9 protein-coding genes and 1 pseudogene are annotated in these 11,006 nt (G+C 68.5%); 7 read left to right on the top strand and 3 right to left on the bottom strand.

Annotated elements, in window-relative coordinates:
* Nucleotides 1-517 (bottom strand): annotated as a pseudogene (locus K6I34_RS00620) (hypothetical protein); the annotation flags it as partial.
* Between the two features lie 511 nt (nucleotides 518-1,028).
* Between K6I34_RS00620 and K6I34_RS00615 the strand changes: the two are divergent.
* Entirely contained in the window at nucleotides 1,029-1,484 is a 456-nt protein-coding gene (locus K6I34_RS00615; protein ID WP_229321985.1) for a helix-turn-helix domain-containing protein, read from the top strand.
* Between the two features lie 29 nt (nucleotides 1,485-1,513).
* On the opposite strand, the gene K6I34_RS00610 is transcribed toward K6I34_RS00615, so the two are convergent.
* The gene (locus tag K6I34_RS00610; RefSeq protein ID WP_229321984.1) at nucleotides 1,514-2,347 is read right to left on the bottom strand and encodes a helix-turn-helix transcriptional regulator; all 834 of its coding nucleotides are present in this window, start codon (nucleotides 2,345-2,347) and stop codon (nucleotides 1,514-1,516) included.
* Nucleotides 2,348-2,618: 271 nt separating this feature from the next.
* Here K6I34_RS00610 and fabG point away from each other — a divergent pair, with 271 nt between their 5' ends.
* The 5 genes from fabG to K6I34_RS00585 all read left to right on the top strand — a co-directional run bounded on the left by fabG (nucleotide 2,619) and on the right by K6I34_RS00585 (nucleotide 8,351).
* Nucleotides 2,619-3,323: a 3-oxoacyl-ACP reductase FabG gene (gene fabG / locus K6I34_RS00605; RefSeq protein ID WP_229321983.1), complete on the top strand. Its 705-nt coding sequence runs from the start codon at nucleotides 2,619-2,621 to the stop codon at nucleotides 3,321-3,323.
* Nucleotides 3,324-3,482: 159 nt separating this feature from the next.
* Nucleotides 3,483-4,007, top strand: a complete 525-nt coding sequence (locus K6I34_RS00600) for a hypothetical protein (RefSeq protein WP_058043951.1) — start codon at nucleotides 3,483-3,485, stop codon at nucleotides 4,005-4,007.
* Nucleotides 4,004-5,230 carry an MAB_1171c family putative transporter gene (locus tag K6I34_RS00595; protein WP_229321982.1) on the top strand — a complete coding sequence of 409 codons (1,227 nt, stop codon included), beginning with the start codon at nucleotides 4,004-4,006 and terminating at the stop codon, nucleotides 5,228-5,230. The genes K6I34_RS00600 and K6I34_RS00595 overlap by 4 nt, the downstream gene beginning before the upstream one ends.
* Entirely contained in the window at nucleotides 5,227-6,408 is a 1,182-nt protein-coding gene (locus tag K6I34_RS00590; RefSeq protein WP_229321981.1) for a cytochrome P450, read from the top strand. Before K6I34_RS00595 ends, K6I34_RS00590 begins: the two co-directional genes overlap by 4 nt.
* A gap of 599 nt (nucleotides 6,409-7,007) precedes the next feature.
* Nucleotides 7,008-8,351: a hypothetical protein gene (locus tag K6I34_RS00585; protein WP_229321980.1), complete on the top strand. Its 1,344-nt coding sequence runs from the start codon at nucleotides 7,008-7,010 to the stop codon at nucleotides 8,349-8,351.
* Nucleotides 8,352-8,404: 53 nt separating this feature from the next.
* Here the strand turns inward: K6I34_RS00585 and K6I34_RS00580 are convergent, their stop codons facing one another.
* The gene (locus K6I34_RS00580; protein WP_229321979.1) at nucleotides 8,405-10,159 is read right to left on the bottom strand and encodes a hypothetical protein; all 1,755 of its coding nucleotides are present in this window, start codon (nucleotides 10,157-10,159) and stop codon (nucleotides 8,405-8,407) included.
* Between the two features lie 327 nt (nucleotides 10,160-10,486).
* Here K6I34_RS00580 and K6I34_RS00575 point away from each other — a divergent pair, with 327 nt between their 5' ends.
* Nucleotides 10,487-10,975, top strand: coding sequence for a hypothetical protein (locus K6I34_RS00575; RefSeq protein WP_229321978.1), 489 nt, complete (start codon nucleotides 10,487-10,489; stop codon nucleotides 10,973-10,975).
* The last annotated feature ends 31 nt before the right edge of the window (nucleotides 10,976-11,006 follow it).

Here is an 11,006-nt window from a genome sequence, read left to right as displayed (position 1 = left end):
GCGAGGGCTGTGCGGGGCTCGCGAAGACTCGTCGAATGTTCGTCGAGGGTTCGACGAGTCCTCGGGGAGGGGGCACCGAGTCCTCGACGACGCGGACCGAGGGCGCCGGCGCGTGGTCAGCTCGCGGCGCCTGGCCGCACTCGCCCTTGCAGGCGCCACATCGCTTGTCCTGATCGTGGGCGGAGCACAGGGGCAGGCGCGAAGCGCTGGGCCGGTCGATCTTCTGGTGCTTCGCCCAGGCCACGATGTGCAGGTACCCGCGCCCGTCGCATCCGGTGTACCGGCAGATCAGCCCGGCACTGGCGAGCTGCTGGAGATCGTCTTCGACGTCCAGCGGGGTGTGCTCGGGACGCAGCGGCCACAACGTGCCCGCGATGATCGCGGGATGGTCGCGGTGACGCCCGTGGTCGTCGGACTGGGTGAGCAGCCCGAAGAACGTCCGCTCGGCGGTGACCGTGCAGGCGGCAAGGGACTCGGAGACGAACGCCTCCGGCTTGATCGTGCGGATGCGCGCCATGATCAGCAGCCCCCGTCAGCCGCGCGGCGCCCGGCGTGCAGGCCAAGGCCGACGGCTTGGTCCGCCGAGGTTTCCTGCTGGTGAGCAGGCATGTAACAATCGCCCCTTCGAGTGGGGCCGTCCGGGATGCCTCGTCCAAAGGGTCCGGATCGGCTCTGGTTGTGACCTCCTCGCCTTTGCAGAGGCGGGAGTGTCGTTGTGGTTGGCGCCTGAGAGTTACCGCTCTCGGGCGCCAACTCGTATCTGCGTCTGTCGTGGCGCCGCGCGAATCACCCTTTCTCCCCGGACCTCCCTGGCCGCGGGGACCAGCACCATACGGTCAGCCCTCCACCACAGTCCAGCGGTTGCTACCCGTCTGACCAGCAACGGAACACTTGGGTGTCGCGAGCCGTGAAAAACTTACACCCCAGTTACACCGCTCGGTCAACTGGAGTGTCCGACCTCGGGCTGGCGCTACACTGGAGTGGTGATCGCTAAGTTGACCGGTGACCCGGGTGAGGGGAGGGCGGAGATGGCAGACGGTTCGGAGAAGACGTTCGCTGAGCTTCTGGAGCACCTGTTCCAGGAGATCCACCCACCCGGGCGCGGCTCGTACACCAATGCGGAGGTCGCGGAGGCGATCACCAAGGCTGCCGCGAACGGTGGCAAGGGCATCTCCGCCAGCGCGATCGCGCAGCTGCGCGCCGGGCAGAAGAAGAACCCGATGATGTCGACGATCAAGGCCCTCGCCGACTTCTTCGGCGTCGAGCCCGGGTACTTCTTCGACCAGGCAGCGAAGGAGCGGACGGAAGCCGAGATCGCGCTGGTCGCCGCGATGCGGGACCAGGAGGTGCGGCGCGTCGCACTGCGTGCGAAGGGGCTGTCCGGGAACAGCCTGAGCATGGTCACGGCGCTCATCGAGCAGGCCCGGAGCCTCGAAGGGCTGTCCGACGGTGAGTCGGCGCACGGTCTGGATCTCAGCCAGTAGCCTGCCCGGGGTAAGACGGCTGCGCTGGCTTATGGCCGGCTCGGTGTCCAATCGCGCATGAGCACGATGAAGCGCAGCTGCGTATTGCGCAACGGGGCCAGGGCCATGATTTTCACTGGCACCTCTTCCCTCTGATGGTAAGGAAGGCGCAGGCGCCGGATATCCCCATCAGGATGTACCTGGGTCCGGTTCTCCTTCCAGAGCTCGGCCGCCTCTGCGTTTCCAGCGAGGATGTCGTCTCGGAGCTTCGCCAGCTCCTTACTCTTCGGGTTATGCGCGATGGCCACCCGGATTTGCGCGAGAAAGGGATCCGCCCAGTCGTCCCGCCAGTTGACCAGCTGCTCGCGGGCCTCCGGGTAGAGGAAGGCCCACCGCATACTGTTCCGCTCGTACGGAATCCAGGGGAACCAGTCCGCCTGCTGATCGTTGTGCGCGACGATGTCCCACGAGAGGTTGGTGACGTAGGCCGGATTCGGGAGCTGGGTATCCAGGAGGGCTTGCATGCTCTCGTCGACCGCCGTGTCCACGGCCAGGCGGGTCGGCTCGGGCGTCCGGCCTACGGCCAGCTGGAACAGCACCCCGCGCTCGGTCTCGTCCAAACGCAGCGTCATGGTCAGCCGTTGCAGGAAGGCGTCCGAAAAATCCGCCTGCTCGCCCTTCTCCAGCTTGCGGTACCAGGTGACACTCACCCCCGTCAGGGTGGCCACCTCCTGCTGAGTGAGTCCGGATCTCAGGCGGCGTCGTTGTGTATCAATGCCGGGGATCCTCCGCGGGTCGAGCCTTTCGCGCCAGGAGACGAGCAGCTGCCCAAGCTCGTTCTCTGACGGCCTGACACCTTTGAGATGTCTGTCACCGTTTTCCATGGTGGTCCCGGTCCTCCCTCTGTACGCAAGGGCAGCGGTCATTTCTGATCGTCCCCCCAGAATGGTCGATGCGCGAGCTAACTGGCGAGGTCATGGCGAGGGTAGGGGTTAACAGATCTTGTACGCGAGGAGTCCTCGAATGGTCTAACGCAGGCAGCATCACACCGACTGTCGCCACTCCGAGTGGCGATTGTGGAGGTGCAGAATGCAGGGGCTGGTCATTGAGCGATCGGCTGCCACCGAAGTTCAATTCGAGAAAGTTTAATTTGCAATGTCGCGCTCTGTTCTTGTCACGGGGGGAAACCGGGGGATCGGACTGGCCATTGCCCGCGCGCTCTCGGCCGCGGGGGACCGGGTCGCGGTCACCTATCGCAGCGGCGAGCCGCCGGAGGGACTGTTCGGCGTGCGCTGCGACGTCACAGACTCGGACCAGGTCGCCCAAGCTTTCGCGGCGATCGAACAGGAGCAGGGGCCCGTCGAGGTCCTCGTCGCCAACGCGGGCATCACCAAGGACAACCTGCTCCTGCGCATGGACGAGGCCGACTTCCTCGCCGTCCTGGACGCCAACCTCGTCGGAGCCTTCCGCGTCGCCAAACAAGCGGCCCGAGGCATGCTCCGCGCCCGCAAGGGCCGCATCGTCCTGATCGCTTCCGCAGTCGCCCTCGCCGGCGAGGCAGGGCAGTCGAACTACGCCGCCTCCAAGGCCGGCCTTGTCGGATTCGGCCGCTCCCTGGCCAAGGAACTCGGCTCCCGCGGCATCACCGTCAACATCGTCGCCCCCGGACTGACCGACACCGACATGACCGCCGCCCTGCCGGACGAGCGCAAGCAGCACATCCTCGAGCAGATCCCCCTGCGCCGCGCAGCCGCACCCGAAGAGATCGCCCACGCCGTCCAGTTCATCGCCAGCCCCGAGGCCGCCTACATCACCGGAGCGGTGATCCCGGTCGACGGCGGCGTCGCCATGGGCCACTGACCTACCAGCGGCACCAGCGGTAGCGCCACACGGCCGCATTACGCGCCGGTGAGCGCTGGCGACCGCCGCCTTCGAGGCGTGCAATACCCACGCGTCGTGCCCGGACCGGGAAGCCCGGAACGACGCCGATGGGCCCTGCAGAGGGGCTTGGAGGAGAACATGGACGACCGGCTCCGCATGGACTGCTCGGAGCGGCTCGAACGCTTGAACCTTCCCCACCGCTTCGGCACCCAGCAGCTATGCGACGCCGTCGCCGAACTCAGGGGCAAGCCGATCGTGCTCCGTCCGATGGAGACTACGGTCACCGGCGACCTGCCGTGCGGCCTCCGCGTGGAGACTGCCACCGCCGACGTCTTGTACTTCGAACGGGGAACTTCTGCTCTCCACCAGATGCACATCCTCGCCCACGAAATCGGCCACGTCCTGTGTGACCACCCGGGCACCCTGTCGCTGGGTGACGGCGCGGACCAGGTCCTCGGCCTCAACCCCACGCTCGTACAGCGGATGTCCGGCCGCACCAGCTATCGCAACGACGACGAGCGCGAAGCGGAAATGATGGCCACCGTCATTCGTCAGCGGATCTACCGCGGCAGGGAACTACCACCCAGCCGACCCCACGACCGAACTGAACGCTGGGAAGCCCTGTTCGCCAGCTCCTCCCAGAAGAAGCGCAAAAGCCTGTGACTCCTCGCCTCATCTTCACCACTGCAGACATCCTCATGCTGGCGGCCATCTTCTGGTTCGTCCGGGGCCGCCGCTCGAACCGGCGGCCTGTGGGCGCGAACGCCATGGTCGCCATCTTCGCCTCGCTCTGGGTGGCCTTCGCTGCGTACGCTCCGGCCGGCCGGTTCGTCATCGAGTCGATCGTGCCGCATGCCTCCCGGCTTGTCAGCAACTGCGCCAGCCTGGCCGCCGCCACCGCGGTGCTGGCGTTCATGTTCCAGCTCAGCGACCCTGATACGGCACGCCGACGCATCCGCCTGCGGTTGATCTACCTCACATCCGCGGTCTGTGTGATGAGCGGGCTGTTCATCGCCGGGCAAACGGACCGGTTCTCGCCCCAGCTCTACGCACTCTACGTCTTCGTCTATATCACCTACCTGGGCATCACGGTCGGCGAGTTCCTCGTCCAGACCTGGAAGCAGTCCTGCCGCTCCCGCAGGCCCAGCCAGCGCATCGGACTTCGCATGGCGTCCGCCGGCTGCGCCTCCGCCCTGGTGTATTGCGGCTACAAGATCTTCACCCTGCTGTCCTTCGGGTTCGACCTGGGCCTGATCACGCACAACTACCAGTGCTCCAGCATCGTCACCCCCGTGCGCTGCACGTTCAGTGTCGCCGCGCCGGCCATCGGCGTGCTGCTGGTCGTCTTCGGACTGACTCTGCCGGCACTGGCCTGGCCCATCAGTCAACTGGCCCGCAAGCGCTGGGAGGCACGCTCCTTCAAGGCTCTCGCACCCTTGTGGAGCGAGCTCGTCGAAGTCAGCCCCGACATCGTGCTCACCCCCACCAGCTCCGGCGAAGTAGCCGAAGAGGACGCGGACTTCTTCCTCCACCGCCGTGTCATCGAGATCAACGACGGCATCCTGACCCTGCGGGCCTACCGCTCCGGACGCGTCCAGCAGGCCACCCGACACGCCCTGGCCCAGCTCGGTGAAGCCGACACCCTCCGCGGGTATGCCACGGTGGAAGCGGCTGTGCTCAAGGACGCCGTCAGAGCCAAGCACCGCGGCCTGAAGCCGAACGGCGACATCGCCCGGCCCGCACCCGGCACCGATGAACGCGATGGCAACCTCAAGGCCGAGACCGAGTGGCTGCTGCTCGTCGCCCAGGCATACGCCAACAGCGACGTCGTCCGCGCGACCACCCATGAGACCGCACACGCAAAGGAAGCCGTCCCCACACCATGAGCGACCCGCTGTCCTGCCCCGAGTTCCTCCAGAACCCCTACCCCTTCTACGACGAACTCCGGGCGACAGCCCCCGTGACCCCGGTGACCACCGGCTCCGCAGACAGGCCCAGCTACCTCGTGACCGGCTACGCCGAGGCGAAGGCAGCATTCACCGACCCGCGACTGTCCAAGGACACCGCACGGTTCTTCGCCAGCCGCCGCTCCAACCGCAACCTGCACCCCGCGGTCGCGCACAACATGCTCGCCACCGACCCACCCCAGCACACACGGCTGCGTCGCCTGGTGACCAAGGCATTCACCACCGGCGCCGTCACCCGCCTGCGCCCGTACATCGAGCACACCGTCGACCGTCTCCTCGGCGACCTCCCGACGGACGGCGAAGCCGACCTCGTGGCTGCCCTGGCCATCCCGCTGCCGATCACGGTGATCTGCCAGATGCTCGGCGTGCCCGAGGCCGACCGCGCGCAGGTCCGCACCTGGTCGAACGACCTCTTCGCTGCCGGACAGCCCCAACGGATCGACGCCGCCTCCCACGCCGTGGCCGACTACATGGCCGACCTCATCGAGGCTAAACGTCGCGCCCCGGACGACAGCCTCCTGTGCAACCTCATCACCGTCCGCGACGGAGGAGAACAGCTCAGCGAAGACGAACTCGTCTCCCTCGCTGTCCTCCTGCTCATCGCCGGCCACGAAACCACCACCAACTTCATCGGCAACGCTATCCTCGCGCTCCTCCAGCACCCCGAGCTCCTCGACCGCGTCCGCGCCAACCCCGGTCGGATCAGCAGCATGCTGGGCGAGCTGCTGCGCTACGACTCGCCCGTCGGCATCGCCACCTTCCGGTACAGCACCCAGGCACTCACCCTCGGCGAGACCGAGATCCCCGCCGGAGTCCCGGTGCTCATCTCGCCCGGAGCCGCCAACCGAGACCCCGCCCAATACTCGACCCCCGACCGCCTCGACATCGACCGTGATGCCAGGGGACACCTGGCCTTCGGACACGGCATCCACCGATGCCTCGGCGCGCCGCTCGCCCTGGCCGAGGCGGAGATCGCCTTCCACGCACTCCTGACCCGATTCCCCGGACTACGCCTCGCCGTAGCCGCCGAAGAGCTCCGGTGGCGCCACACACGACTCATGCGGGGACTGGAATCCTTGCCGGTATTCACGCAGTAGAAGGCCCTGTGGCCCGGATACGCCCGAAGGGTGCTGTTCGGTGTGCTCGGCATGCCAAGATCGGCGCATGTTGAATGGGCTGGGGGCTGGATCGCTGCGGGAGCTGCGCTTCAGGGCTGAGCATTTGAGAGCTGAGGCCGAGGCCAGGCGTTGGAGACCGAACGTCTGCGATCTTCATCTGCTCCGGGCGCTTGATCAGAGCGAACCGTTTCGCTTGCCTCTGAGCGCGGACCCGGGGAAGGACACCGCACTCGCGCCGCTCGCTGTTTCGCGTGAGTCCATCGCTGTCATCTCAGGTGGTGCGATCACGGCGGCGTTCGTCGCCTCGGGAGTCCGGCACGTCAACCGGATGGACAGCCGTCTTGTGATGGTGCTGCGCGACGCGGCGGGACTGCAGGAGTTCCCTTCCGCTGCGTACACGCCGGCAGGTAAAGAGGCCCTGACTGCCGTGACGAAACTGGTCCGCTCTGCTGCTGCGTACCAGCCCTGGTGGTCACGGCTCCGACCCACCCGACGTCGGCCCGCGACAGCAGGCAGCCCTACGATCTGCCGATAGCCGACCGGCTGCCCAGAATCCAGCCGGCAGGAGGGGAGGACATGTGATGGAGGAATGGGAGCGGGCGTGCGAGCGCGCTTCGGAGGTGGCCGCCAGTTACCTGGGGGAGCCGGATGATCCTCGTGGCACGTGGGAATGGACGGCGGTCACCGGCATCCTGTCCATGACCTTCGCGGCCTTGGGGAAGAGTATCCAGGGCGGGGCCGGTGCGGTCGGTCTCGGAACGCTGCTGTGGCACCTGCAGCAGGGCCCCGGGCACCTGCGTGCTCTCGTCGTCCCGCTGGTCGGCGACCGCCTCGCCGCGGGCACGGACAGCGCCCCGGACGCAGCCGGGGCCGCGGATGATCCTGTGGTGGCGCGATGGCTGTGGCTGACACGGACCTGGCCCGAGGCGGCGCACGCTCATGAGCATCCTGCGCCGGGCAGTGCGCCGCTCTGGGACGGCCTGCAGCGCGTGTACCGCCGCGAGCATCCGGATCCCGCGGTGGACATCGGGACCGACTGGGCGCTCATGGCGGCCAACACGGCGCTGGCCCTCCAGCGCGGCGGCCTCGCTCCTCAGACCCGGGTGCGGATCGTCGGCGGTGAGGAGGACGGCGGCTCCGCCACGGTGATCCTTCCCGCGTGGGAGCTCGATGACGAAGCCCGCGATGTCAACTCCGGCCCGCCACCCTCGTACTTGGTGCGACTGGGGGCCACGGGTGACCAGGGCGTTCAGTTCGAGCCGCTGCTGGTGTCCGGTGACCGGGTGCGCGTTCTGGAGCTGAAGGATGAGCAGGCGCCGTTCGGCGCGGACCGGACGTTCACCACGGTATGGGGGGCGTGCTCGACGTGGGCCGGCGCCCTGGTGAACTGGCACCGCGTCCGCACGCCCGCCGCATGGAGCGGGGTCGATACCGGGGAAGCCGGGCGGCTGCCGTTGGTGAACGGCCTGGTCACCCTGGCTCTGTTCGTCACGGCGCGCGCCGAGGGCCTGGACGACCCCGCCGACGGGTCCGCTGTCCCCCGTACCCCGCTGATGCCGGCCGCGGACCTCCTGCCCGGCCGGTTCGGCGGCCTCTACCAGGTCGACGAACTCCTCAACCAGGTGATCTCCGACGTCGGGCAGCGGCCGGAGCGCGGGCCCCTGGAAGAGGTCCGCCATCTGTGGAAGTCGTTCGAGCGCACCGGGCGGGAGGTGCGGGAATGGGCGGCGTGGACGGCGCACGAGGTGCTGGTCGCGCACGCCGGCCAGCTGCGGGTCCCGGTGGGCCTGAGCGCCTGGGACGTTCTCGCCCGCATGAGCAGCGGCCAGCTTCAGGTGACCTTGGCCGACCGTGCCGAGGACCTTGTCGCCGATGCCCAGCAACGGTCCCACGACGCGCTCGGGCCATTGTTCGAGAACTGAGCCGCCGCCCGGCTGGCCGGGCGGCCCGTGGTCGGAGGAGCCGGTGCTGGCGCCTACTTGCGCTTGCGCTTGGACGTCCTCTTCGGCTGGGTACGGACCACACCGGTGCGGTCCGGGGGCGGTGGCGTGCGCCGAGGAGTGCCCTCCGCCGCACGCAGGATGGCACTCACACGTTCATGCAGGGCGGTCTTCTGCTCGGGCGTGGTGGCGTCGGCGGGGGTTTCCAGCAGGTGCTGCTTGACGACGGCGATGATGTCCGCTTCCCACACGGCCCGTTCGCCGGCATCGCGGGGCAGGGGGTAGTCCCCGTCGTAGAGCTGGTTGAGGAAGGCGAGGGCGTCCTGGTCGCTGATCTCGGTGATCATTTCGCGGTCGGGCGTCTTGAGGGCTTTGGCCTCGCTCTCGCGGATCTCCTGGATTAGGGCCAGGCGGGCGGATTCCCGGGAGCGGTGGACCTTGGGGTGGACGCACAGCCAGGCGGCGGTCGCGGCGAACGCCAGCAGCCCGGGAGCCTCGTCCCCGGCCGTCGGGCTGAACTCGGCGTCGTGGCCATCTTCGTTCATGGCGGTCAGCAGATGCTGCGCGGCCGCCCGGTGTTCCGCCGGTGCGTGTCGTGCGAGCAGATCACTGGCGCCCCCGGCGGCGGCCCGGTTGGAGATGTGGGCGCCGTGCGTCTCCGCCAGGTAGAAGAGGTCGTTGGCCAGCGCGAGGGCCTGCCGGGCGGCGAACTGGAAGCGCGGCTGCGGATACGGCAGCCGGCCGGGATCGTCGTCCCACGAGGCGATCCGCTGCACGACCGCGGCCAGGGTCTGGGCGTCCTCGTCGATGAACGCCAGGACCGCGCGACGCGACAGAGCGTGCATCCGGCCCGTCCGCTCGACGATTCCATCCGGCAGCTCGTCCATGAGGGACCCGACGACGCTGCGCATCGCCTCCTGCTCCGTGCTCAATGGAGCATGGCCGACCACGCGCTCGGCCTGGCGCGCCGCCTTCCGGGCGGGCTGCGCACGGACGGCGGCGATCATCATGGCCAGTTCGAAGGCCAGCATGACCTGATCGTCCTGGGACTGGGCGGCGAACTCCGCCTGAGCGCGCTTGATCATCCTGGTCGTGCCGTGGACGGCCTCGACCGCGCGCTGGGGCAGTCCGACGGGATAGGTGGCCGAGTCCTGCGGGAACGGGGTCAGGCGTTTGAGGTACTCCGGCGACATGATCGAAGCAGCCACCTGTGCCCACGTCCGCCACAGGTCGGCGCCGTGTCCTTCGTCGGCGACGAGACGGGTGATGGCCCGGTCGGCTTCGGCATGGTGCATTTCGGTCAGGGCGCAGATCGTCCAGGCCGCGGCGCTCACCCACCCCGCGTTCGGTGCGGCGGCGAACTCCTCGTGCGCCTTGTCCTGTTCCAGCAGCTCTTCCAGCCCGCCGGTCAGGCGGAGCGTATCGGAGATGTGCTGGCCCAGGTGCTCGACCAGCAGCGCGCGCTCGTCCGGCGCCAGCTCGGCAGCGCACCGTCCCGCGGCGCTCGTGATGTCGGCCGGCTCGCCTTGGCAGGCGGCGTCGCACAGGTCGCGCCCGAGGTGCACCCAGCGGGCTTCCGGGTCGGTGACCCCGGCGAACAGTGGGCCGGAGGCGCCCGTGGCCGCTATGGCGATCTGTGACCACGTGGCCAGCAACGGCGAGAGGCGGTCGGCGTCGCGAGCCAGGCCGTCCTCGACGAGCAAGGCGGTGGCGGACCACAGGTTCGGATCGTTGACCAGCGTGCCGGTCAGTTTTCGAGCGTCGTTGAACTCGGCTTGTCGGATCAGCATGCGAGCGCCGTGCCCCCCCAGGGTGCGGATCGCGGAGCCCCTCTTCCCGGGGGCTGCCGCGGTGTGATGACGGATGCCGTGCGGGGCCAGCGTTTCAGCAGGCCGACGCCAGCAGCAAGGCGGGGCCGCTGATGACGCTGAGGGCACCGTCGGACAGGCGACTTTGCGCGCATTGTTCCGTGATGGGCTGCTCGCGGTACGTGTGGCTGGATCCGGTGGGCGCAATGCCCGGATCACCGTTCCGGTTCCGTGGTCTCATGGGACTTCACCGAACGCGCTGGCGGCCACGCCGGGCAGTACGCTCAACGTCGAGGGGGACACACCGTCATGCCGTTGATTCTGGACCAGCTGCGTGAGTGGCAGGGCGAAGGAGGCCCTGCAGCCTGGCAGGCTTCCTGGGAACGAACCATCGAGCTGGTGGGACCCCTGTGGGAGGGGCGAGGAACGAACATCGACGGCGTACTCCTCGCCGACGGCGCAGCGGCCCTGACGATCGCTCTGTACGTGATCGCGAAGACCGAGGGAATCAGCCCGGCGCAGGTGACGCGGGTCCAGGTCGAGGAACTGCGCGGAGACCCCGGCAGCCGGTTCAGCAAGGGGGGAGAGGAATGGGAGCGGCGGCTGCGAGCGGCGGGGCACGACCCCGACGACCCGGATGACCCGGTCGCCCTCCAGTGGCAGCGACTGCGCGTGGACCACCGGCCGCCGGACGGCGCGCCGGACGAGGTCTGGGAGGACACGTTCACGCGATGGGGCCCCGGCTTCATCCAGGGCCTCGACCGCGCGCTGGCACCCATGTGGTCCCTGTCCTTCTAACACGTCCCCGTCACCGCGCTGGTGAGCGACG

The organism is Streptomyces sp. UNOC14_S4, from assembly GCF_020740835.1.
In the GTDB taxonomy this organism is placed as follows: Bacteria; Actinomycetota; Actinomycetes; order Streptomycetales; family Streptomycetaceae; genus Streptomyces.
Note: the sequence above shows the minus strand (reverse complement) of the source record. Positions and strands in the feature narration are given on the sequence as shown.

Bases quoted from the DNA above. Each gene is read 5' to 3' on its own strand.
- K6I34_RS00615 (WP_229321985.1), top strand. From the start codon at position 1,029: ATGGCAGACGGTTCGGAGAAGACGTTCGCTGAGCTTCTGGAGCACCTG.
- K6I34_RS00610 (WP_229321984.1), bottom strand. From the start codon at position 2,347: ATGGAAAACGGTGACAGACATCTCAAAGGTGTCAGGCCGTCAGAGAAC.
- fabG (WP_229321983.1), top strand. From the start codon at position 2,619: ATGTCGCGCTCTGTTCTTGTCACGGGGGGAAACCGGGGGATCGGACTG.
- K6I34_RS00600 (WP_058043951.1), top strand. From the start codon at position 3,483: ATGGACGACCGGCTCCGCATGGACTGCTCGGAGCGGCTCGAACGCTTG.
- K6I34_RS00590 (WP_229321981.1), top strand. From the start codon at position 5,227: ATGAGCGACCCGCTGTCCTGCCCCGAGTTCCTCCAGAACCCCTACCCC.
- K6I34_RS00580 (WP_229321979.1), bottom strand. From the start codon at position 10,159: ATGCTGATCCGACAAGCCGAGTTCAACGACGCTCGAAAACTGACCGGC.
- K6I34_RS00575 (WP_229321978.1), top strand. From the start codon at position 10,487: ATGCCGTTGATTCTGGACCAGCTGCGTGAGTGGCAGGGCGAAGGAGGC.